Origin of the sequence: Micromonospora sp. NPDC049175 (assembly GCF_043197345.1) — a bacterium.
GTDB lineage: Bacteria > Actinomycetota > Actinomycetes > Mycobacteriales > Micromonosporaceae > Micromonospora.
On record NZ_JBICSY010000002.1, the window covers coordinates 1,158,522 to 1,179,742 of the forward strand.

The following is a 21,221-nucleotide window of genomic DNA, read 5'->3' on the forward strand; positions in this document are numbered from 1 at the left end:
CCGCCTCTGCGCGGCTCGGCCGCATGATCGACTCGGTTTTCGTGAGGTCGGGGTGTCCGGGCCGCAGGGATGCCGCGGCTTCCGGGAACCCGAGTCGATCTCGGGCGGTGCGCCCGCCGGCCGTAGACTCGGTGGCGATGAGCGCAACGGAGTTGGACCAGGCTGTGCGGTTGCTGGTCCGTCAGGTCGAGCACTGGCAGCAGCCGCGCTGGGCGGCGGTCGCGACCACCGGCAACGTACCCCGCGCCGACCTGGTGCACAGGTTGGTGCAGGAGGTGGCCAACCTGGCCGCCGACGCCGAGGGTGAACCGCGCCGGCTCGTGCCCCGCCTGGACAACGACCTGGCGCTGCCCGATCAGTTGCGGGTGGTGACGGCCGACCTGCGGGCCACCGGGGTCGACGACGAGGTGCTGGCACGGGTCGCCGCCGAGGTGACGGCGACCCGCAGCGCGCTCTGAGGCCCACCCCGCGAGCTTTGAGGCCCGCCCCGCGACCCCGTGGGCCGGGCCGGGCGGTCAGCTCAGTTGAGCCGTTCGAGCACCATGGCCATGCCCTGGCCACCGCCCACGCACATGGTCTCCAGGCCGATGGTCTTGTCGTGCCACTCCAGGGCGTTGAGCAGGGTGCCGGTGATCCGGGCGCCGGTCATACCGAACGGGTGGCCGACCGCGATCGCGCCGCCCATCACGTTCAGCTTCTCCTCCGGGATGCCCAGCTCGCGGTAGGAGGGAATGACCTGCGCCGCGAAGGCCTCGTTGATCTCGACGAGGTCGACGTCGTCGATTGTCATGCCGGCCCGGCGCAGCGCCTGCCGGGACGCCTCGACCGGCCCGAGGCCCATGATCTCCGGCGACAGGGCTGTCACACCTGTGGAGACGATCCGGGCCAACGGGGTCAGCCCCAACTCCTCGGCCCGCTGGGCGCTCATCACCACGACGGCTGCCGCGCCGTCGTTGAGCGGGCAGCAGTTGCCCGCGGTGATCCGACCATCCGGACGGAACACCGGCTTCAGACCGGCGACCGCGTCCAGGGTGACGCCGGCCCGGGGGCCGTCGTCGGTGCTCACCACGGTGCCGTTCGGCGTGGTGACCGGGGTGATCTCCCGGGCCCAGAAACCGTCGGCGATGGCCTTCTCGGCGAGGTTCTGGCTGCGTACGCCGAACTCGTCCATGTCGGCGCGCGTCACGTCGTACACCTGGGCCAGGTTTTCCGCGGTCTGCCCCATGGTCAGGTAGATGTCGGGCAGCTCACCGGCCTCGCGCGGGTCGGTCCACGCCTCGGCGCCGCCCTGCGCGCGGCGCTTCGAGCGCTCGCTGGCTGCCCCGAAGCGCGGGTTCTCCCAACCGCCGCCGACAAGCGCCTGCGCCTCGGGCGGCAGCCCGTCGGAGCTGCCCCGGGCATAGCGGGAGACCATCTCCACACCCGCGGAGACGAACACGTCACCCTCGCCGGCCCGGATCGCGTGCATCGCCATCCGGGTGGTCTGCAACGACGAGGCGCAGTAGCGGGTCAGGGTGGCACCGGGCACAGTGTCCAGACCGAGCAGGGTGGACACCACCCGGGCCATGTTGAAGCCCTGCTCGCCCCCGGGCAGGCCGCACCCGAGGTAGAGGTCGTCGATGGTGGTCGGGTCGAGCGCGGGGACCTTGTCCAGTGCGGCCTGGACGATTGTCGCGGCGAGGTCGTCGCTGCGGACGTCGCGCAGGGACCCCTTGTGCGCCCGGCCGATGGGGGAGCGGGCGGTGGCGACGATGACGGCGTCGCGGGACGACTCAATCGGCATGAGCCAACGTTAACCCGTCAGTAACATGGCGCGGAAGGAGCCGGCGCGGCGGGAAATGTCACCCTGGCCGGGGACGATCTAGCGCCGGGTCGCGACAGTCGCCGCGGCGACGACGGCGGGCAGCAGCGCGTGCGCCCACACTCGGTAGCCGTCGGCGGAGGGGTGGAAACCGTCGTGGCAGAGCGTCCCCGCGTCGGCCCGGAACACCGGCCCGGTCTCGGTGGCGAGGTCGACCACCGAGCCACCCGCGTCCAGCACGGCGGCGGTCTGCGCGCGAGCCATCCGACGCCCGGACCAGCCGATCACCTGGCGCAGTGGCGGTGCGATGGCACGCACCGCGCCGAGGTCGGGGCAGGTGCCCACCACCACCTCGACCCGCGCCTCCCGCAGCCGGTGCACCGCGGCGGCGAGATAGGCCGCCGCGTCGGAGGGGCGGCGCAGCCCGGTGGCGTCGTTCGCGCCGATCAGGATCAGCGCCACGTCGGGCCGTTCACCGAGCAGGGCTCGGGCCACCTGGGTGGCGAGGTCCGTCGAGCGGGAACCGGAGACGCCGACGCTGGACAGGTGCACGCGCCGACCGGTCGGGCCCTCGGCGAGCAGGTTGGCCAACTGTCCGCCGATGGTGTCGTCGAGACGGTCGACGCCCACACCGAGCGCCGACGAGTCGCCGAGCAGCACGAGCCGCAGCGGCGGAGCGCCCGCCCGGCCGATCGTGGCCCGCAGGGCCAGCCCCAGCTCCGGTTGGGCGTAGCGCCGGTGCCGGGCGACGAACGCCTCACCGGCCAGGACGGCCGCGCCGCCCACGGTGCCGGCGAGCAGCGAGAACGCCGCCGCCCGGCCCAGTCGGCCGGCGAGGCCGGCGGTGATGCCCCGCTCGCTGCGCTCGTTCATGCCAGTCCCTCCACTGTCGAGGCGTCCGGGGCGGATCCGTGCTGCGGCACCGCGCCGACACCGAAGAACGCCCGGCGGCGCAACTGCGCCCACCGGCCGGCCGGCCCCCGGTCGCGGCCCCGGACCTGGGTGCCGCTGACCTCGGTGCCGGCGTGCCGGGCCGCCTCCGCAGCGGCCTCCGGCAGCGACCGTACGCCCTCTCCCCACGTCGGTGTGGCCCGTCGTTCCTGCCCTGCGCCGAGCGCGGACAGCATGGTCGGCAGGAGCGCGGCGGCGGCCATCGCGTACCCCTCGGCGGAGGGATGGAACCGGTCCCACGCGAACATCCGGGTCGGCTCCGCCGCGAACCGGGGGCCGAGGAGATCACCGAGGGAGACCGTCCAACCGCCCGCCTCCACCACGGCGACCGTCTGGGCCGCGGCGAGTTGGCGGCTCCACCGGTGCGCCAGCCACCGCAGCGGGGGCTGGATCGGGCGGATCGCACCCAGGTCGGGGCAGGTGCCGACGACCGCTTCGCACCCGGCGTCACGCAGCGTGTGCACCGCCTCGACCAGGTAGCGAACCGCCAGCCCACGCGGGGTCCGGTTGGTGATGTCATTGCCGCCGATGAGGATCACCGCGATGTCGGGTCGGCACTCCAGGGCCGCCTCGACCTGGTGGCGCAGCGCCGCGGAGATGGCACCGACCACCGCGAAGCGGTGCAGTTGCACAGGCCGGTGCAGTCGACGGGACAGGCCGGTGGCGAGCAGCGCCCCGGGCGTCTCCCGACGGCGGTGCACCCCGTAGCCGGCGGCCGACGAGTCGCCGAGCACGACCATGGTCAGGGCCGGACCGGGGAACTTCGCGCCGTAGATCCCGTCGATGCGCGGCGGCGGCGCCTCGGCCATCGGGATGGTGCGCCGGGCCTGCCGGGCCTGACCGAGCAGCACCCCGCCGGTCGCCACCGCGGCCGCCGCGGTGGCGCCTGTCCCGATCGCCGCCAGGCGGGCGAACCGCAAGGTCTGCCGCCAGCGCTCACCGGGTACGACGGAATCAGCCACCCCCATACCGCGACATTATCGCGCCGCCCCGACATGCCGCTGTCGTCGTGACGGCACCCGAGTGCCTGGAAACCGACGCGACGGGGTATCCGTAGGGCGGAGGCCGGCGGACTTGCGCCGACCCGCCACGCTGATCCGGCGGAGAGGAGCGCGACGATGGGGAAGACACTGAAGCGCAGCGCGGCCTTCGCGGCCCTGGCGCGGGCACTGACGGCAGGGGCACGCGGGGGGCCGTCGCTGGGCACCCGGCTGGCCGCCCTGCCCCGGATGATCCGGGCCACCACCAAGGGGGAGTACGACGGCGGCCTTCGGCTGGCCCTGATGACGGCGGCGACGGCGTACATCGTCTCGCCCATCGACCTGCTCCCGGAGATCCCGCTGGCGATCTTCGGGCTGGCCGACGACGCGGTCATGATCACGTGGTTGGCGGGCAGCGTGCTCGCCGAGACCGACCGCTTCCTCCAGTGGGAGGCGGGGCGCAGCTCGGTCATCCCCGGGGGCCTGGTGCCCTGACGACACGTACGCTGGACGGCGAGGAAACGTCTGCCCGGCCGCCGTTGCCGGCGCCGCAACGAAGGGCACACCGTGCAGTTCTACGACAACGTCGTCGACATGATCGGCAACACCCCGCTGGTCCGTCTGCGTAACGTCACCGCGGGCATCCAGGCCACCGTGCTGGCCAAGGTGGAGTACGTCAACCCGGGCGGCTCGGTCAAGGACCGGATCGCGCTGCGGATGGTGGAGGACGCCGAGGCCGCCGGCCTGCTCAAGCCCGGCGGCACCATCGTCGAGCCGACAAGCGGCAACACAGGTGTCGGGCTGGCCCTGGTGGCCCAGCTCAAGGGCTACAAGTGTGTCTTCGTCTGCCCCGACAAGGTCAGCCAGGACAAGCAGGACGTGCTCCGGGCGTACGGCGCCGAGGTGGTGGTCTGCCCGACCGCTGTCGCCCCGGAGGACCCCCGCTCGTACTACAACGTCTCCGACCGGCTGACCCGCGAGATCCCCGGCGCCTGGAAGCCCGACCAGTACAGCAACCCGGCCAACCCGCGCTCGCACTACGAGACCACCGGCCCGGAGCTGTGGAAGCAGACCGAGGGCGGGCTCACCCACTTCGTGACGGGCGTCGGCACCGGCGGCACCATCTCCGGCATCGGCCAGTACCTCAAGGAGGCCTCCGAGGGCCGGGTCCGGATCATCGGGGCCGACCCGGAGGGTTCGGTCTACTCCGGCGGCACCGGCCGTCCGTACCTGGTGGAGGGCGTCGGCGAGGACTTCTGGCCGGAGACGTACGACAGGGGTGTCGCCGACGAGATCGTCGAGGTCTCCGACAAGGCGTCCTTCGAGATGACCCGGCGGCTGGCCCGCGAGGAGGGGCTGCTGGTCGGCGGCTCCTGCGGGATGGCGGTGGTCGCCGCGCTGGAGGTCGCCCGCAGGGCCGGCCCGGACGACGTGGTGGTGGTGCTGCTACCGGACGGCGGCCGGGGCTACCTTTCCAAGATCTTCAACGACTCGTGGATGGCCCGGTACGGCTTCCTCGACAACTCGGGCGCCGAGCCGACGGTGGCCGACGCGCTGGCCAGCAAGCCGGGCGGGCTGCCCGAGCTGGTGCACGTGCACCCCACCGAGACGGTTCGCGACGCCATCGACTACATGCGCGAGTACGGCGTCTCCCAACTGCCGGTGCTCAAGGCCGAGCCGCCGGTGGTGACAGGTGAGGTGGCCGGCTCGATCGCCGAGCGGGACCTGCTCGACGCGCTCTTCACCGGCCAGGCCCACCTGCACGACACGATCGAGCGGCACATGGGCGACCCGCTGCCGATGATCGGTGGCGGCCAGCCGGTCAGCGAGGCGGTCGGCCTGCTGGAGAAGTCCGACGCCGCCCTGGTCCTGGTCGACGGCAAGCCCAAGGGCGTCCTCACCCGCCAGGACCTCCTGTCCCACCTGGGCGCCCACTAGCCCAGCCCCAACCCCGCCCCAACCCCGCCCCAACCCCGCCCCGCCCTCCCCCGTTGCCCCGTCGATCTTGCACTTTCTGTCCCCGCATATGCCGCATCAACGACATACGCACGACAGAAAGTGCAAGATCGACGCGGGGCAGGGCGGGGGCAGGGCAGGGTGGGACAGGGCTAGAGGGGGCGGGTGTAGCGGAGTTGGCGGGTCGGTGCTGATCCGATCGCCTCGTCCCGTTCGGTGCCCGTCGGGGTCCAACCGCCGCGCTCGTAGAAGGCGCGGGCGTGCGCGTTCTCCCGCAACACCCAGAGCACCGCGCGCCGCCAACCACGTGCCCGCATGGCCTCCAACGTGTCGACCATGAGCGTGCGACCGGTGCCCCGGCCCTGTTCGGCAGGGTCGAGATGGATCGCGTTGAGCAGCCCGGTGGCGGGGTCGTCCTCGTCGTCCGGACCCAGGTAGCTGAACCCGACAAGCGCCCCGGCCCGTTCGGCCACTGTCATCCGGTGGTTGTCCCGCTCCCACTGCCACCGCTCCGCCCAGTACCGCCCCATCGCCTCCGGCGTCGGGTCGGCCAACGCCTCGGCCGGCAGGAAGGCGGAGTACGCGGCGATCCGGGAGCGCTGGTGCAGGGCTCCCACCGCCATCATGTCGCGAGCGGTCGCGGGGCGGAGCGAGACGGTCATCCGGCCGAGGCTACCCGGCGGGGTGGGAGCTGCACCGTGGTCAGGTCCTCGGCGATGATCAGGTCGCCGTCGAAGTGCGCGCGGGCCTCGTCGTGGAACCGGCGCGGGTCCGGGTAGCGCTGGGAGAAGTGGGTGAGCACGAGCCGGCGTACCCCGGACTCGGTCGCCACCTGGGCGGCCTGCGCCGCGGTCAGGTGGCCGACCTCGGCGGCGAGCGCGGCCTCCGACTCCAGGAAGGTCGACTCGATGACCAGCAGGTCGGCGTGCTCGGCGAGGGCGTACACCCCGTCGCAGAGGCCGGTGTCCATCACGAACGCGAACCGCTGCCCCGGCCGGGGAACGCTCACCTCGTCACGGGTGACGCGACGCCCGTCGAGGTCCAGGTGCCCGACGCGGATCAGCTCGCCGACCGCCGGCCCACTGATGCCGTACGCGGACAGCCGCTCCGGCAGCATCCGGTGGCCGTCCGGCTCGACCAGGCGATAGCCGTACGTCTCGATGGGGTGCCGCAGCCGGCGTGCCTCCAGGGTGCCGCAGCCCAGGGTGATCCGCTGCCCGTCCTCCTCGATCGGGGTGACCTGAAGTTCGGCGGTCTCGTGGAAGGAGGTGGCGTGCCGCAGCCGGGCGAAGTATTCGGCGCCGCCGGCCGGGAAGTGCACGGCGACCGGGTGCGGCACCCGGTCCAGGGAGAGTCGCTGGATGGTGCCGGGCAGGCCGAGGCAGTGGTCGCCGTGGAAGTGGGTGACGCAGATGCGGGTCAGGTCGGTGGCCGTGACCGTGGTGTGGAGGAACTGGCGTTGGGTGCCCTCGCCCGGGTCGAAGAGGATCACCTCGTCGTCCCAGCGCAGCACGTACCCGTTGTGGTTGCGCTGACGGGTCGGCGCCTGGCTGGCCGTTCCGAGGATCACCAGCTCGCGCATGGACATCGCCGCTCCCCGGAGATGGAGCGACCCCCGGGGCGCTCCGCGCTGGTGCGCGGGCCGGCTGGACTTGGCCGGCACCCCGGGGGTCGGGTGGCTGTCGTGGATTCGCCGCACCGCTGCCACACGGTCTCGACGATGGTGCTGGTGCCCGCCTCGCGGCGGACCGATCACTGTCGAGGACAGCGGCTAGCTGACAGCCACCTCACGAGTCCGATTGCTATACAAGTCTGGACCACCTCCTTTCACGTGTACGGCCACGTTATCGAGTCTCCGGCGGGGTCGGCAACGGATTTCGATCACAGGGTCAGATGGGAATGCCCGGCCGCCTGTCATCCGGCTCAGGGGTGGTCGTCAGGACGAGTCACGTCGCGGAGTCGGCTGCACGTGCCGCGAGGCTCACCGCGCAGCCGGCGGCCAGCGCGAAGCTGAAGCGGCCAGCCGCAGCGAAGGCGATACTGCTGATCTTGAACTGATGAGGCGGCACCAGGTTGTACGGCGCGGCGGGGAGCGAGGCGAAGGTCAGGAAAACGCTCTCCCCACGTACGACGAACGGCACGAGGCAACCAGATCGACGGCCAGAGCTGAATCAGCACGTCCCGGTTGATGTAGTGGTGGAGGTCGTCCAGGCCAGCGGCTTCGTTCAGGACCGTCCGGGAAAGATCCACTACTCCGGCGGTGGGACCGCAGAGTTGTTCGGAGCTAGGGTGCCGGCCGTAGGTGCGTCCGCGCGCAGCGTTCCCGATGATCACCGACGACTTCGGCAATCTCGCCGGGTGTCGTGGCTGCGTCTATCCGTAGCGCCCGCCAGCATTTGCCGCACGTAACTCGGCCTGTGACGACGATGTTCCACGTCGACACCTCTGACTCGACTGGCACCCGCACCGGCTGATCGCCCTCTGCCCGCGCACTGAACATCGCTACCCCCTGCCGAGTGAGGGGCGCCCGCATGATCGACGGGACCTGCGGACGCCCCTTGGGTGCAGCGACGGGCACCGATCCCAGATCCACTACCCACCGCGCAGGAATGACAGTAGTGCCAGTAGTGCCAGTAAGGCAATGGGTGTAAGTAGTCCCTGCCACGGGTAGGCGCAGCCTGTGCGCGTGCCGATACCCCACACCGCGCACGAGATCGAAGCCGATTTGCTACGGCGCATCGGCGCTGGCGAGTTTCCGCGCGGCCAGCGCCTCCCGACGTACGACGCGCTGGCCGATGAGTATGGCTCGGCCCGGCGCACAGTGGCGCGCGCCGTTGAAGGGCTGAAGGCGCGGGGGATCGTGGTTGGCGTCCGAGGGTCGGGCGTGTACGTCGCGGAGACGTAGCAAACGCACGGCGGCCGGCCGGTGGGGCCCGGACTATCGTTGGCCGATGGCAGGCGAAACGCGCGCAGAGCGGTTGACGCTCATTTCCGAGGTGAGCCTGGGCGGCGGCGCGCCGCTGGTTCTGCGGTGGCCCGTGCTTGTCCAGCCGGGGCAGCGCTACTGGCTCGACGCGGCCGATTCCGCGCTCATTGTGGAAGATGCGGCCGGTGTCAGATCCTCGTCTCCGTGTGCGTACGAGACCGGTCCAGGCGCACGGCGCGGACGGGCATGCCGGGGCGAGCAGGGACAGTCGGCGGGTGGGGCAGCGCTGTTGTTGGCGACCATTGAGCCCAACACCGAACAAGGCCACCGGGTCCCGACCCGGTGGCCTTGCCCGTCAACGCAATGGCGGTCAGCCGCCGACGCGGGCCACGCCGACCGGGCAACTCAGCCCGTTCGACTCCGCCTGCCGGCTACCTCTAGAGATCCGGCTGGCCCTCGCGCACGTGAACGTGCGCGAGGCCCGGAGAAAAGGAGGCGACGTGGTCGGGTGAGCCGTGACTCTTCTTGGTGTCATGAAACCTGCCCTCGCGCACCGCGAAGTCGTAACAGCCATCGCCGACCTGGTATTCGGCGAGGATGCCTGTGATCCCGTGGCGGGCGATCCATTCAAGCGCTGCGACCTTGTCGTCGAAGACGCCGGAGGCGAAGCGCGCCGCATCGCCGTGAAAGATCCACACCCGCCGCGCGTCGTCGCCTGATCCGCCATTGACCATTCCGTCATCGTCGCACTTGCGCTCAGAGCGCGCTGTCGACCTTGGCCACGCCCACCGGGCAGGTCATGCCGTTCGGGCCGTGGTTGCAGTAGCCGTTCGGGTTCTTCGTCGGTGCGAGGTACTGCTGGTGGTAGTCCTCGGCGAAGAAATAGTTGCCCAGCGGAGCGATCTCGGTGGTGATCTCACCCTTGCCGGCCCGGCTCACGATCGGCTGGAACGCGTCCCGGGACGACTCGGCGATGGTCCGCTGCTCGTCGGTGGTCGTGTAGATCGCCGAGCGGTACTGGGTGCCCACGTCGTTGCCCTGGCGCATGCCCTGGGTCGGGTCGTGGTTCTCCCAGAAGACCTTCAGCAGGTCCTCATAGTTGATCTTGCTGGGGTCGTACACCACCTGGACGACCTCGGCGTGCCCGGTCCGGCCGGAACACGTCTCCTCGTACGTCGGGTTCTTGGTGATGCCACCCGCGTACCCGGCGGAGGTGGTGTAGACGCCCGGCAGCGTCCAGAACAGCCGCTCGGCTCCCCAGAAACAGCCCATGCCGAAGACCGCGACCTGCAGGCCCTCCGGGAACGGGCCCTTCAGCGGGGTGCCCAGCACCTCGTGGCGGTCGGCGACCGGCATGGCGATCGGACGGCCCGGCAGGGCCTGGTCGGGCGAAACCATCTCAGCGTTCATACGGCGCAAAAACACGTGGGGATCTCCTCTCGTACCTCTCCCAGCGTGTAACACCCGCGGGTCCACCTTCCTTACCCGCGCCGGTGTGACTCAGGCCCCGCCCGGGAGTGCGGCGGCAACCCGTTCCGCGTAGGTCCCGGCCTCGGCGTCGTCCTCGTAGCGGGTACGCGGCCAGAAGAAGCCCCGCAGCCCGTCCCCCTTGGTCCGTGGGACCACGTGGGTGTGCAGGTGCGGGACGGACTGGGACACCTTGTTGTTCATGGCCACGAACGTCCCACCGGCCCCCAGACCGGTCTCCACGGCCACCGCCAGGCGCTGGACCAGCGCGAAGTAGCCGGGCAGCAGGTCCGCCGGCAACTCGGCAAGGGTCACCAGGTGGACTCGGGGCACCACGAGCACATGCCCCTTGAACACCGGCCGGGTGTCCAGGAACGCCACCCCGTCCGGGGTGTCGGCCACCCGGAACGCCGGCACCTCACCCGCCACGATCCCGCAGAACACGCAACCACTCACCGGTTCAGGCTATGCCGGGGCGGACGGACCACGGCGCCCCCCACGCACGCATCGACTGTGATAGTCATAGACAAGTCTGGATAAGCACACGGGGGGAAGACGTGCTGTCGCGACAGCGACGCCCGGCCGGTCGGCCGAGGCGGGCTGCCGCGTGGACGGCGTCCGCAGATTCCTCGTGTCGACCTGACGACCCCGGCTGTCCGGGTCCCGTTCGTCGAACCTCGAAAGGACGCACCTTGCTCATCAGAAGACGCCCGACCCTGGCCCTGGCCGCCCTGACCGTCGGGCTGCTGGCCGCCGCGATCTCGACTCCCGCCCAGGCGGCTCCCGCGCAGACGGCCACCCCGCTGTCGCTGCCGGGGGTGGCCGACGTGGTGTCGGCCGGTGACCGGGTCTTCGTCAGTGGTGGCTACTCCTCGACCGAGGTCGTGGTGACCAGCGCGACGGGCACCGTGGTCGGCACCCTGTCGGGGCTGCCCGGCCCCAGCGACCTGCTGCTCAGCGCCGACCGGCAGACGCTCTACGTGGCGCTGCCCAGCGCCAACGCCATCGCCGCCTTCAACACCGGGTCGCTTGTCGAGTCGGCCCGGTACGACACCGGCGCGGGGGAGTGCCCGTCGTCACTCGCGTTGACCGGGCGCTACCTGTGGTTCGGCTACGGCTGCGACCAGTGGGGCGGCAACATCGGCCGGATCGACCTGGGCCGCCAGCCGGCCCTGGTGACCACCGGGGTGGCCACCGGCCAGGACTTCTACGACGCCCCGCTGCTGACCGCCGCCAGCCAGAACCGTTCGGTGTTGCTGGCCGGGCAGCCCGGGTTGAGTCCCGCGTCGGTGTACGCGTACACGATCGGCGCCGGGGGCGCACTGAGCGCACCCCGGGAGAACGACTTCATGGCGGTCGGCAGCAACCTGCGAGACGTCGCGCTCGACCCCACCGGCACCACCGTCTTCACCGCTTCCGGCTCCCCGTACAAGGTGCAGGCGTTCCCGTTCGCCGACATCAGCACCCCGTCGGCGACCTACGACACCGGCGCGTACCCGAGTGCGGTCGAGGTGTCCCGCGACGGCACCAAGGTCGCCGGCGGAGCGGACGCCTCCTACGACCCGGACGTGTTCCTCTTCCGGGCCGACGGCACCGAGCTGGCCCACTTCGAGCTGAACGACGAGCTCAGTCCGGGCGCGCTGGCCTGGGCGCCCAACGGAGCCCGGGTCTACGCGGTGTCCTACGACTGGACCGGGGTCCGCCCGGTCACCCTGCACGTCCTGCCCGTTCCGGCCGGCTGACCGGCCCGCCGGCGGATCGTCGGCGTTTGCGGGGCCGGGCCAGACGGTCCGGCCCCGCCCGGGAGCGCGGGTTCCGTGCCAGCCCTCTGCGTCGGGGCACTAGCCTCACCAGAATGACCCACGGCTTCGACACGCTCGCGATCCACGCCGGCCAGGACCCCGAGGCGCGGACCGGCGCGGTGATTCCACCGATCTACCAGACCAGCACGTACGCCCAGGACGCCGTCGGCGCGCCCCGGCTCGGCTACGAGTACAGCCGCTCCGGTAACCCGACCCGGGACGCGCTCCAGGAGTGCCTGGCAGCGCTGGAGGGTGGGCCGGTGGGGCTCGCCTTCGCCAGCGGTCTGGCGGCGGAGGACGCCCTGCTGCGGACCGTCTGCCAGCCGGGCGACCACGTGGTGATCCCGGACGACGCCTACGGCGGCACGTACCGGCTGTTCGCCCGGGTCGCCCAGCGCTGGGGCCTGGAGTTCACCCCGGCGAAGGTCTCCGACCCGGCGGCGATCCGGGCGGCGATGCGGCCCGGCCGCACGAAGATCGTCTGGCTGGAGACGCCGACCAACCCGCTGCTGGGCATCGCCGACATCGCCGCCCTGGCCGCCGTGGCACACGACGCGGACGCGCTGTTGGTGGTGGACAACACCTTCGCCTCGCCGTACCTGCAACAGCCGATCGCGTTCGGCGCGGACGTGGTGGTGCACTCCACCACCAAGTACGTCGGCGGGCACTCCGACGTGGTCGGTGGCGCCCTGGTCGTCGCGGACGCCGCGCTCGGTGAGGAGTTGCGCTACCACCAGAACGCGATGGGCGCGATCAACGGCCCCTTCGACGCCTGGCTCACCCTGCGCGGCATCAAGACCCTCGGCGTACGCATGGACCGGCACTGTGACAACGCCGAGCGGCTGGCCGCGTACCTCGACGGGCACGCCAAGGTGGCCGAGGTGCTCTACCCCGGGCTGCCGTCGCACCCCGGTCACGAGATCGCCGCCAAGCAGATGCGCCGGTTCGGCGGCATGATCTCGTTCCGTGCCGCAGGTGGTGAGGAGCACGCCGTGGACATCTGCAACCGCGCCAAGCTCTTCGTGCTCGCCGAGTCGCTGGGAGGCGTGGAGTCCCTGATCGAGCACCCGGGTCGGATGACACACGCAAGTGCTGCCGGCTCGCCGCTTGAAGTTCCCGGCGATCTCGTGCGACTGTCTGTCGGCATCGAGACGGTCGACGACCTACTCGCCGATCTGGAGCAGGCGCTGGGCTGACCGCTGGGGAGGATGGCCGTGCAGGACATCATGGCGACCTGGGTCGGGGCGACCGCCAAGCAGATCGCCCGGGGCGTACGCCGAGGTGACGTGTCGGCCACCCAGGTCGTCGCCGACCACCTTGAGTACATCGCCCGTGCCGACCGCGAGCTGGCCGCGTTCCGCGTCGTCCGCGGCGGTGAGGCGATCACCGAGGCGGAGAAGGTCGACGAGCAGGAGGACCTGGCCAACCTGCCACTGGCCGGGGTGCCGGTGGCGGTCAAGGAGAACACTCCGGTCGCCGGCCTGCCCACCTGGAACGGGTCGGCGGCGGCACGCAGCGACGTCGCGGAGGCCGACCACGAGGTGGTGCGCCGGTTGCGCGGCGCCGGCGCGGTGATCCTCGGTGTGACCCGGATGCCGGAGCTGGGGCTGTGGGCGGTCACCGACGACGACCACGCGGTGACCCGCAATCCGTGGGACAGCACGCGTACCCCCGGTGGGTCCTCCGGTGGCGCGGCCGCCGCGGTGGCCGCCGGGCTGGTGCCGATCGCGCACGCGAACGACGGTCTCGGCTCGATCCGGATCCCGGCGGCCTGTTGCGGGCTGGTCGGGCTCAAGCCGGGTCGGGGTGTGGTCCCGTGCCAGCTCGGCGCGGACGACTGGTTCGGCCTCACCGAGCACGGCATGCTGACCAGCACGGTCGCCGACGCGGCGGTGGGCTTCTCGGTGCTCGCCGGCCGGCGGGCCGAGAAGCTGGTTCCGCCGCAACGGCTGCGGGTGGGTGTCTCGCTGCGCTCCCCGGTGCGGGGTGTCGCAGCGGACGCCCCCAACCGGGACGCGGTCGCCGCCGCCGGTCGGCTCCTCGCCGCCGCCGGGCACGACACCGTGCCGGCCGATCCGGTCTACCCCACCGCGCTGGGCCTGCAGGGCATCGCCACCTGGCTCGCCGCCGCCGCCACCGACGTGCGGGCCGCCGGGTTGGACCGCCGGGGTCTGCAACGGCGTACCCGTCGGCACGTCGCCCTGGGCGAGTGGGCGCAGCGTCGCGGTTACGTGCGGGAGGCGGACCGGGCCGCGTGGCGGCAACGGTCTGTCGACTTCTTCACCGACCACTCGGTCGATCTGCTGCTCACCCCGGCGCTGGCCAGCGCGCCACCGGAGGCGGCGCGCTGGTCCGACAGGTCCTGGCGGGCGAACATGACAGCCAACATCCGGTACGCCCCGTTCGCCGCGCCGTGGAACATCGCCGGCCTGCCGGCGATCGTGGTGCCGGTCGGCCGCCGCCCGGACGGTCTGCCGGTCGCCGTGCAGATCGTCGGTCCGCCGGGCTCGGAGCTGCTGCTGCTCGGTGTGGCCGGCCAGTTCGAGATGGCCGCACCGTGGGCGCGGCACGCTCCCGGTTACCCCCGGGTCGGTCTCGGGGCCCCGGAGGTCCAGTCCCGGGGCTGATCCACTCGGGTCCCGTGGAATCGCGCTGTCGAGGCACCGTTGGTACCCCGGTATCAGGGGTGTCGAGTGGATCACCGTCACCCACGCCGGTGTCGCCGCAGAGGGCTCCCCAGCCGGGTGGCACGATCGGGGCATGACGGAACTGGTCGGTCTCGACGACGTGCGGGCTGCACGGGAACTGCTCGCCGGTGTCATCCGGACCACCCCGCTGGAGCCCTCCCGCCCGCTCACCGCTGCGCTGGGCGGGCCGACCTGGCTCAAGTGCGAGAACGTGCAGCGCGCCGGCTCGTACAAGGTGCGCGGCGCGTACGTGCGGATCTCCCGGTTGTCGGCGGCGGAGCGGGAGCGCGGCGTGGTCGCGGCGAGCGCGGGCAACCACGCGCAGGGCGTGGCCCTCGCCGCGGGCCTGGTCGGCACGCACGCCACAGTCTTCATGCCGGTCAACGCGCCGCTGCCGAAGGTGGCCGCCACCAAGGGGTACGGCGCGCAGGTCGAGTTCGCGGGCAACACCGTCGACGAGTCACTTGTCGCCGCGCAGACCTACGCCGAGCGCACCGGAGCGGTGCTGATCCACCCGTTCGACCACCCGGACGTCATCGCCGGCCAGGGCACGGTGGCGCTGGAGATCCTCGAACAGTGCCCGGACGTGAAGACGATCATCACCGGGGTCGGTGGCGGCGGCCTCATCTCGGGCATGGCGGTCGCCGCGAAGGCGCTGCGACCGGACGTCCGGATCATCGGCGTCCAGGCGGCCGGTGCGGCGGCGTTTCCTCCCTCGCTGGTGGCCGGGGAGCCGGTCCGGCTTCCGGCGTTCTTCACCATCGCCGACGGCATCGCTGTCGGTCGGCCCGGGGAGATCACCTTCAACCACGTGCGCAAGCTCGTCGACGAGATCGTCACGGTCTCCGAGGAGGACATCTCCCGGGCGCTGTTGATGCTGCTGGAGCGCGGTAAGCAGGTGGTCGAGCCGGCCGGGGCGGTCGGCGTCGCCGCACTGCTGGCCGGCGTGGTCGAGGTGGAGACGCCTGTGGTCGCGGTGCTCTCCGGCGGCAACATCGACCCGCTGCTGATGCTCCGGGTGATCGAGCACGGTCTGGCCGCCGCAGGGCGCTACCTGCGGGTGACGGTGCGCTGCTCGGACCGGCCGGGACAACTGGCGTCGCTGCTCACCCAGATCGCCGAGCACCGGGCCAACGTGGTGGACGTGGAGCACCAGCGCGCCAACCCGCACCTCAGTCTCGGCGAGGTGGAGGTGGCGCTGTCGGTGGAGACCCGGGGCGTGGAGCACTCGGACACGCTGATCAGCGCCCTGCGGGCCAGCGGCTACCAGGTGGTCTTCGCCGCCGAGGCGTGACACCTGTGGGTGCCACGCCTCGGGGCGGTGCGTCTGAGCTGCGGTGGAGCTGGCGTCTGAGCTGCGGTGGAGCCGGCGGCGTCAGCCGGAGAAGGGCTCGAAACTGACCACTGTCACCTTGATGTCGGCGCCGCTGGGTGCCGTGTAGGTGCAGGTCTGCCCGGGCCGACCGCCCAGGATCGCCTTGCCGAGCGCGGACTCGGGGCTGTAGACGGTCAGGTCGGTGGTGGCCGCGATCTCCCGAGAGCCGAGCAGGAAGGTCTCGGTGTCGTCGGCGTCGTCGTCGAAGTAGATCGTCACGACCATGCCGGGCGACACCGCGTCCGCGGTCGGCGCCTCGCCGACCTTCGCGGTGCGCAGCAGCTCCTGCAGGTAGCGGATGCGTCCCTCGGCCTTGCCCTGCTCCTCGCGGGCGGCGTGGTAACCGCCGTTTTCCCGCAGGTCGCCCTCCTCGCGCCGAGCGTTGATCTCGGCGGCGATCGCCGGACGGTTGGCGATGTGCTCGTCGAGCTCGGCCTGGAGGCGGTCGTGCGCGTCCTGGGACAGCCAGGTGGCGGGCGCCTCGTTGCCAGTGGACACAGGCGTTCTCCTCAGTTGTGCGTGGCTGGCTGACAGGTGAACTACCAAGTTACCAGTGCGGTACGACACAGCGTGTCGGCCATCACCGCGGGTGTCCGGATCCGACACCCCGGGTAGGCGCCCTCCGAGGCCTGTCGCTGAGGCTGTTGTGGCAGCTCAGGCCGGGGGTCGGCAGCGCAGAACCTCGCCGATGAACGGCCGCGCGGTGGTGGTCAGGCGGTGCCGGGTCGTGACGTGCCGGTCGCCGGGCTGGGCGGTGACGGTGATCTGGTCACGGGCCACCTCGGCGCCCGCGCGGTCCCGGGCGCGCAGCACGCAGACCGCCGAGCCGCCCGCCGGCACGGTCACCCGAAAGTCGACAAGCACCTGAGTGTCCGTGATGTCGGTGTAGGTGATCACCTGGGCGTCGTAGACCGGATCGCCGTACTGTCGGTAGAGCCGCACCGAGATCACGGTAAGCGTCGCCACGAGCGCCAGCAGCACCAGCGCGGCGAGCAGGCTGCGACGGCGTTCGCCCCCAGGCGCCCGGCGACGGCCGTAACGTCCGGCGGGGAAAACCGGAGCGCCTGGCGAAATTGTGGCGTGCGTCTCGGTCACCGGCGGGTATCTCCTGGCGTTGTTGTCGGCGGCATCGGCAAGAATGACAGAGTCCATCCTCCCACCCGGTCCAGCGGCAGGAATGGCAGGTCATGCCCTGCGGTGCTGGCCGGCGACAGGGTGCGGTGAGCAACGATCCCCGGCAGGTCAGCCGGTCGAGCCCGGTCGGGTCCACCGGCCGGCACAGACGAGGAGTGCCGAAGTTGGCAGAGCAGCTGCGACTCATGGCCGTGCACGCGCACCCCGACGACGAGTCGAGCAAGGGTGCGGCGACCATGGCCAAGTACGTCGCCGAGGGCGTGGACGTCCTGGTGGTGACGTGCACCGGCGGGGAGCGCGGCAGCGTGCTCAACCCCAAGCTCGACCGCCCCGACGTCTGGGCCAACATCGGCGAGATCCGCCGCGCCGAGATGGACGCCGCGCGGGCGATCCTCGGCGTCGATCAGGCCTGGCTCGGCTTCGTCGACTCCGGGCTGCCCGAGGGCGACCCGCTGCCGCCGCTGCCCGAGGGCTGTTTCGCCCTGCAGGACGTCGAGGTGGCCGCCGGCCCGCTGGTGCGGCTGATGCGCGAGTTCCGTCCGCACGTCGTGACCACGTACGACGAGGAGGGCGGCTACCCGCACCCGGACCACATCATGTGCCACAAGGTGAGCATGGCCGCGTTCGAGGCCGCCGGTGACCCGGAGCGCTACCCGGAGCTGGGCGCGCCCTGGCAGCCGCTGAAGCTCTACTACGACATCGGCTTCTCCAAGGCCAAGATCATGGCGCTGCACGAGGGCATGTTGGCCGCGGGCAAGGAGTCGCCCTACGAGGAGTGGCTCAAGCGCTGGGAGGACCGGCCCGACAAGGGCCCACGGATCACCACGCGGGTGGAGTGCTCCGAGTTCTTCCCGGTCCGCGACGACGCGCTGCGCGCCCACGCCACCCAGGTCGACCCGGACGGCTTCTGGTTCCACGTGCCGATGGAGTTGCAGCGCCATGCCTGGCCGACGGAGGACTTCGAGCTGGCCCGATCCATGGTCGACAGCCCGCTGCCCGAGTCCGATCTCTTCGCGGGAGTGCGCGAGACGGCGCACGCGCGCTGATTCCGGGCAGGGCTACCCTGGTTACCAACCGCACATCGGAGGAACGCCATGCTGACCGCTGCCCAGGTGCTCGCGGAGAACAACTTCGGTGACACCCGCACGGGTGGTCTGGCCGGGCCGATGGGCCTCTTCCTCATCCTGCTGCTGGCCGCCGCGACCATCCTGCTGATCCGCAACATGAACGCTCGGCTGCGCCGCCTGCCGGACCGGTTCCCGCAGCAGGCGGGGCCGGTCGACCCGACCAGGGCCGACGCTTCAGTCGTCGATCCGACAGACGGGACCGCGGGGCGCGATTCATCCACTGCCGGCCCCAATGGGCACCAGCAGCACCGGAACGGGTAGCCAGCGCGTGAATCACGCCGAACCGGGTGGTCGCCCCCTGTTGCGGCCACCCGGTTTGGCTTAGCCTTCCGCCGGGGGACCAAAAGTCCCCGAGCCGTGTGCGGGAGGGGGCGCCGATGACCAACACAGCACCGGCCGCCCGCCGCAACATCGGTCGGTCGGCTGACGGGGGAGGTCGATGACCTCCGGTCCGGCCGGCGACTCGTTCGACCGGCTCGGGGCGCGCGGCACACCGGGCCGCCTGCTCGTGCTCACCGCCGCCGTCACCCTGACCGCCCTGGTCGCCTCCGCGGTCGGGTTGACCCTTCCCGCTAGGCTGCCGGCCGACGACCCCCTCGGCGGGCCGGCCCGATTCGGCATCGCGGTCGGCGTGCTCGCTCTCGCCCAGCTCGCCCGGCTGCGGTTCCGGTCGGCCGCGGGCATGGTCAGCATCACCTGGGGCGAGGCGGCGTTGATCGTCTGCCTGCACCTGACGCCGGCCGGCTGGCTGCCGTCCGCCACACTGCTCGGCACCGGCCTGGCCTGGACGATGCTCTCACTGCACACCGACCGCCGCCCGGCCCTGGAGATCGTTCGGATCGCCGCGTCGCTGGCCGCCGCCACGGCACTCGCCGTCTCCGTGGCCACCGCGCTCGGGCAGCCGTTGCTCGCCCCGCCCACCCCGACGCTGGCGTTGGCCGTGATCGCCGGGTCGGTGACCTACCTCCTGGTGACGGCCTGGCTGGGTGGGGTGACGCTGGGCCTGCGGCACGGGCTGCCGATCGGGCCTCCGCTGCTCGCCGCGCTGCGTGGCAAGTTGCTGATGTTCGTCGGCAACGTCGCGGTCGGGCTCGTCGTCGTCGCCCTGCTGGAGCTCGACCCACGGTGGTTGCTGCTGCTCCCACCACTGCTGTGGCTGCTGCAACAGACCTACCGCTACCGGCTGCGCTCCGATCAGGAGCGCCGCAGTTGGCGAGCGTTCGCCGAAGCCACCGCGGCCCTCAACCAGCTCGACGAACGAGGTGTGGCAAGCGCGGCGGTCACTGGGGCGCTGACGCTGTTCAACGCCGAACTGGTGGACGTCGACGTCGCTCGGCCCGACGGCCGGTGGCACCGCTACCGGGGAGACGCCACCGGCCAGCTCGTCGACCGGGAGACCGACCCACCGGACCACTCGGAGCCGGACGAGCACGAGCTGAGCCGGGCACTGTCGGTCGGCGCCGCTCCGGTCGGTCGGCTGCGGGTCCGGTTTCCCCGCTCCGCCCCACCCAACGCCCGGGAACGCGACGCGGTGGCCGCGTTCGGTGACGCCCTCGCCGCCGCGCTGCACGACGCCGCGACCCACCGGGAGCTGCGGCTGGTCACCGCCCGTTCCTCGTACGAGGCGGTGCACGACCCGCTCACCGGGCTGGCGAACCGGGCGGCGATGCTCGGCAAGGGCGATCAGTCGCTGCGACAACTCGCGCACGATCACCCGGTGGCGCTGCTGCTGCTGGACATCAACCAGTTCAAGGAAGTCAACGACACCCTCGGTCACGCCGCGGGCGACCAACTGCTGCGACTGACCGCGAACCGGCTCAGCGCGCTGGCCCGCCCCGGCGACCTGCTCGGCCGCCTCGGCGGCGACGAGTTCGCCCTGCTGCTCACCGCGGTCCCGGTGCTCGGTGACCGGGCCGCCCCGATGGCCCACGCACTGCGTCAGGCCCGCGAGATCGCGGAGCGACTGGCCGCGCCGACCGAGGTGGCCGGCGTCCGGATGTCGATCGAGGTTTCCGTCGGGGTGGTGGTGGCCGACGCCGGCACCGCCGACCTGACCGAGCTGCTGCGCCGGGCCGACATCGCCATGTACCAGGCCAAGGAGGGCGGCGGCAACGTCGCCTCGTACGACGGCACCCGCGACGCGGCCAGCACCGATCAGCTTGCCCTGCTGGCCGAGCTACGCGAGGCGCTGAAGGTCGACGACCAGTTGGTGCTGGCGTTGCAACCGGCTGTCGACCTGGCAACCGGCGGGCCCACCGGGGTGGAGGCGCTGATCCGCTGGCGGCATCCCCGGCGCGGGTGGCTGACCCCGGCCGACTTCATCCGTCCGGTGGAAAACAGCGAGCAGCTCGGCACCTTCACCCGCTACGTGCTGGACAAGGCCCTCGGCGTGGCCGCCGGTTGGGCCCGGGAAGGGCTCGACGTCCCCATCTCGGTCAACCTGTCGGCGCGCAGCCTGCTCGACCCCCGGTTGCCGGCGGAGATCGCCGAGGCGCTGCGCCGCCACCAGGTGCCGCCGCACCGACTGGTCCTGGAGATCACCGAGACGGTGGTGATGAGTGAGCTGGAGATCATCGACGAGGTGCTGGCCACGCTCCGGTCGATGGGCGTGCAGCTCGCGGTCGACGACTTCGGCACCGGCTTCTCGTCGCTGACCTTCCTCACCCGGATCGCGGTGGACGAGCTGAAGGTGGACCGGTCGTTCGTGATCCGGATGACGGACTCGCCGGAGGCCGCCGCGATCGTACGGACGACCGTGGGGCTCGCCCACGAGCTGGGGCTGCGCGTGGTCGCCGAGGGGGTGGAGACCGCCGAGCAGCGGCTGGCCCTGGCCGAGCTGGGTTGCACCTCCGCGCAGGGCTACCACTTCTTCAAGCCGATGCCGGCCGACAAGATCGGCGCGGTGCTCGGGTCGCTGCGCGACTCGGCGGAGTCGAACGTGTTCCGGCTGCGCGCCGATGGCGCCTCCTGACCGTCTCCGGTGGAGCCCGCGCGGTCCGAGCCGGGGCTGGCTAT

At 71.8% G+C, this 21,221-nt stretch carries 22 protein-coding genes; 11 read left to right on the forward strand and 11 right to left on the reverse strand.

Features of this window, described 5'->3' with window-relative positions:
* Positions 1-137: 137 nt before the first annotated feature.
* Complete coding sequence (locus tag ACGFH8_RS12460; protein ID WP_393366477.1) at positions 138-458, forward strand: hypothetical protein; 321 nt, start codon at positions 138-140, stop codon at positions 456-458.
* 62 nt (positions 459-520) lie between these two features.
* On the opposite strand, the gene ACGFH8_RS12465 is transcribed toward ACGFH8_RS12460, so the two are convergent.
* The 3 genes from ACGFH8_RS12465 to ACGFH8_RS12475 form a co-directional block, all read right to left on the reverse strand.
* A complete protein-coding gene (locus tag ACGFH8_RS12465; protein WP_393366479.1) occupies positions 521-1,783 on the reverse strand; it encodes an acetyl-CoA C-acetyltransferase in 1,263 nt (420 codons plus the stop codon).
* A gap of 78 nt (positions 1,784-1,861) precedes the next feature.
* Positions 1,862-2,674, reverse strand: coding sequence for an SGNH/GDSL hydrolase family protein (locus ACGFH8_RS12470; RefSeq protein ID WP_393366481.1), 813 nt, complete (start codon positions 2,672-2,674; stop codon positions 1,862-1,864).
* Positions 2,671-3,720 carry an SGNH/GDSL hydrolase family protein gene (locus ACGFH8_RS12475; protein ID WP_393366483.1) on the reverse strand — a complete coding sequence of 350 codons (1,050 nt, stop codon included), beginning with the start codon at positions 3,718-3,720 and terminating at the stop codon, positions 2,671-2,673. The genes ACGFH8_RS12470 and ACGFH8_RS12475 overlap by 4 nt, the downstream gene beginning before the upstream one ends.
* Positions 3,721-3,870: 150 nt before the next feature.
* Here ACGFH8_RS12475 and ACGFH8_RS12480 point away from each other — a divergent pair, with 150 nt between their 5' ends.
* Together ACGFH8_RS12480 and ACGFH8_RS12485 are read left to right on the forward strand one after the other, a co-directional pair.
* On the forward strand, positions 3,871-4,227 hold the full coding sequence (locus tag ACGFH8_RS12480) for a YkvA family protein (protein ID WP_393366484.1): 357 nt from the start codon (positions 3,871-3,873) through the stop codon (positions 4,225-4,227).
* 72 nt (positions 4,228-4,299) lie between these two features.
* On the forward strand, positions 4,300-5,670 hold the full coding sequence (locus ACGFH8_RS12485) for a cystathionine beta-synthase (RefSeq protein WP_393366486.1): 1,371 nt from the start codon (positions 4,300-4,302) through the stop codon (positions 5,668-5,670).
* A gap of 170 nt (positions 5,671-5,840) precedes the next feature.
* Here the strand turns inward: ACGFH8_RS12485 and ACGFH8_RS12490 are convergent, their stop codons facing one another.
* The 3 genes from ACGFH8_RS12490 to ACGFH8_RS12500 all read right to left on the reverse strand — a co-directional run bounded on the left by ACGFH8_RS12490 (position 5,841) and on the right by ACGFH8_RS12500 (position 7,829).
* Positions 5,841-6,350 (reverse strand): GNAT family N-acetyltransferase, encoded by a 510-nt coding sequence (locus ACGFH8_RS12490; protein WP_393366487.1) that lies wholly within the window; start codon positions 6,348-6,350, stop codon positions 5,841-5,843.
* Positions 6,347-7,276 carry a ribonuclease Z gene (locus tag ACGFH8_RS12495; RefSeq protein WP_393366488.1) on the reverse strand — a complete coding sequence of 310 codons (930 nt, stop codon included), beginning with the start codon at positions 7,274-7,276 and terminating at the stop codon, positions 6,347-6,349. Before ACGFH8_RS12495 ends, ACGFH8_RS12490 begins: the two co-directional genes overlap by 4 nt.
* 358 nt (positions 7,277-7,634) lie before the next feature.
* Entirely contained in the window at positions 7,635-7,829 is a 195-nt protein-coding gene (locus ACGFH8_RS12500) for a hypothetical protein (RefSeq protein WP_393366489.1), read from the reverse strand.
* A gap of 545 nt (positions 7,830-8,374) precedes the next feature.
* On the opposite strand from ACGFH8_RS12500, the gene ACGFH8_RS12505 reads away from it, so the two are divergent.
* The gene (locus ACGFH8_RS12505; protein ID WP_244236286.1) at positions 8,375-8,593 is read left to right on the forward strand and encodes a GntR family transcriptional regulator; all 219 of its coding nucleotides are present in this window, start codon (positions 8,375-8,377) and stop codon (positions 8,591-8,593) included.
* Between the two features lie 458 nt (positions 8,594-9,051).
* Here the strand turns inward: ACGFH8_RS12505 and ACGFH8_RS12510 are convergent, their stop codons facing one another.
* The 3 genes from ACGFH8_RS12510 to ACGFH8_RS12520 form a co-directional block, all read right to left on the reverse strand.
* Positions 9,052-9,348 (reverse strand): hypothetical protein, encoded by a 297-nt coding sequence (locus ACGFH8_RS12510; protein ID WP_393366492.1) that lies wholly within the window; start codon positions 9,346-9,348, stop codon positions 9,052-9,054.
* Between the two features lie 22 nt (positions 9,349-9,370).
* Positions 9,371-10,039 (reverse strand): peptide-methionine (S)-S-oxide reductase MsrA, encoded by a 669-nt coding sequence (gene msrA, locus ACGFH8_RS12515; RefSeq protein ID WP_393366493.1) that lies wholly within the window; start codon positions 10,037-10,039, stop codon positions 9,371-9,373.
* Positions 10,040-10,114: 75 nt separating this feature from the next.
* Complete coding sequence (locus ACGFH8_RS12520; RefSeq protein ID WP_393366495.1) at positions 10,115-10,537, reverse strand: HIT family protein; 423 nt, start codon at positions 10,535-10,537, stop codon at positions 10,115-10,117.
* Positions 10,538-10,773: 236 nt separating this feature from the next.
* Between ACGFH8_RS12520 and ACGFH8_RS12525 the strand changes: the two genes are divergently transcribed.
* The 4 genes from ACGFH8_RS12525 (at position 10,774) to ilvA (ending at position 15,864) form a co-directional block, all read left to right on the forward strand.
* Positions 10,774-11,823: a hypothetical protein gene (locus ACGFH8_RS12525; RefSeq protein ID WP_393366496.1), complete on the forward strand. Its 1,050-nt coding sequence runs from the start codon at positions 10,774-10,776 to the stop codon at positions 11,821-11,823.
* A 113-nt stretch (positions 11,824-11,936) separates the two neighbouring features.
* On the forward strand, positions 11,937-13,079 hold the full coding sequence (locus tag ACGFH8_RS12530; RefSeq protein ID WP_393366497.1) for a cystathionine gamma-synthase: 1,143 nt from the start codon (positions 11,937-11,939) through the stop codon (positions 13,077-13,079).
* A gap of 12 nt (positions 13,080-13,091) precedes the next feature.
* Positions 13,092-14,510, forward strand: coding sequence for an amidase (locus tag ACGFH8_RS12535; RefSeq protein ID WP_393366499.1), 1,419 nt, complete (start codon positions 13,092-13,094; stop codon positions 14,508-14,510).
* Between the two features lie 133 nt (positions 14,511-14,643).
* The gene (gene ilvA, locus ACGFH8_RS12540) at positions 14,644-15,864 is read left to right on the forward strand and encodes a threonine ammonia-lyase (RefSeq protein WP_393366500.1); all 1,221 of its coding nucleotides are present in this window, start codon (positions 14,644-14,646) and stop codon (positions 15,862-15,864) included.
* Positions 15,865-15,945: 81 nt separating this feature from the next.
* Here ilvA and greA read toward each other — a convergent pair whose 3' ends face one another.
* Positions 15,946-16,443, reverse strand: a complete 498-nt coding sequence (gene greA, locus ACGFH8_RS12545) for a transcription elongation factor GreA (RefSeq protein ID WP_099850624.1) — start codon at positions 16,441-16,443, stop codon at positions 15,946-15,948.
* Between the two features lie 156 nt (positions 16,444-16,599).
* Complete coding sequence (locus ACGFH8_RS12550) at positions 16,600-17,040, reverse strand: DUF4307 domain-containing protein (protein WP_393367095.1); 441 nt, start codon at positions 17,038-17,040, stop codon at positions 16,600-16,602.
* A gap of 203 nt (positions 17,041-17,243) precedes the next feature.
* On the opposite strand from ACGFH8_RS12550, the gene mca reads away from it, so the two are divergent.
* From mca to ACGFH8_RS12565, 3 genes are all read left to right on the forward strand, one after another.
* On the forward strand, positions 17,244-18,125 hold the full coding sequence (gene mca, locus ACGFH8_RS12555; protein ID WP_393366501.1) for a mycothiol conjugate amidase Mca: 882 nt from the start codon (positions 17,244-17,246) through the stop codon (positions 18,123-18,125).
* Positions 18,126-18,173: 48 nt separating this feature from the next.
* Positions 18,174-18,467, forward strand: coding sequence for a hypothetical protein (locus ACGFH8_RS12560; protein WP_393366503.1), 294 nt, complete (start codon positions 18,174-18,176; stop codon positions 18,465-18,467).
* A gap of 178 nt (positions 18,468-18,645) precedes the next feature.
* On the forward strand, positions 18,646-21,177 hold the full coding sequence (locus ACGFH8_RS12565; RefSeq protein ID WP_393366505.1) for a putative bifunctional diguanylate cyclase/phosphodiesterase: 2,532 nt from the start codon (positions 18,646-18,648) through the stop codon (positions 21,175-21,177).
* Positions 21,178-21,221 lie beyond the last annotated feature (44 nt).

What these genes read in the sequence shown, in the direction of transcription:
- ACGFH8_RS12460 (WP_393366477.1), top strand. Translation starts at nt 138, where the DNA reads ATGAGCGCAACGGAGTTGGACCAGGCTGTGCGGTTGCTGGTCCGTCAG.
- ACGFH8_RS12465 (WP_393366479.1), bottom strand. Translation starts at nt 1,783, where the DNA reads ATGCCGATTGAGTCGTCCCGCGACGCCGTCATCGTCGCCACCGCCCGC.
- ACGFH8_RS12470 (WP_393366481.1), bottom strand. Translation starts at nt 2,674, where the DNA reads ATGAACGAGCGCAGCGAGCGGGGCATCACCGCCGGCCTCGCCGGCCGA.
- ACGFH8_RS12475 (WP_393366483.1), bottom strand. Translation starts at nt 3,720, where the DNA reads ATGGGGGTGGCTGATTCCGTCGTACCCGGTGAGCGCTGGCGGCAGACC.
- ACGFH8_RS12480 (WP_393366484.1), top strand. Translation starts at nt 3,871, where the DNA reads ATGGGGAAGACACTGAAGCGCAGCGCGGCCTTCGCGGCCCTGGCGCGG.
- ACGFH8_RS12490 (WP_393366487.1), bottom strand. Translation starts at nt 6,350, where the DNA reads ATGACCGTCTCGCTCCGCCCCGCGACCGCTCGCGACATGATGGCGGTG.
- ACGFH8_RS12495 (WP_393366488.1), bottom strand. Translation starts at nt 7,276, where the DNA reads ATGTCCATGCGCGAGCTGGTGATCCTCGGAACGGCCAGCCAGGCGCCG.
- ACGFH8_RS12510 (WP_393366492.1), bottom strand. Translation starts at nt 9,348, where the DNA reads ATGGTCAATGGCGGATCAGGCGACGACGCGCGGCGGGTGTGGATCTTT.
- ACGFH8_RS12530 (WP_393366497.1), top strand. Translation starts at nt 11,937, where the DNA reads ATGACCCACGGCTTCGACACGCTCGCGATCCACGCCGGCCAGGACCCC.
- ACGFH8_RS12535 (WP_393366499.1), top strand. Translation starts at nt 13,092, where the DNA reads ATGGCCGTGCAGGACATCATGGCGACCTGGGTCGGGGCGACCGCCAAG.
- ilvA (WP_393366500.1), top strand. Translation starts at nt 14,644, where the DNA reads ATGACGGAACTGGTCGGTCTCGACGACGTGCGGGCTGCACGGGAACTG.
- ACGFH8_RS12560 (WP_393366503.1), top strand. Translation starts at nt 18,174, where the DNA reads ATGCTGACCGCTGCCCAGGTGCTCGCGGAGAACAACTTCGGTGACACC.
- ACGFH8_RS12565 (WP_393366505.1), top strand. Translation starts at nt 18,646, where the DNA reads ATGACCTCCGGTCCGGCCGGCGACTCGTTCGACCGGCTCGGGGCGCGC.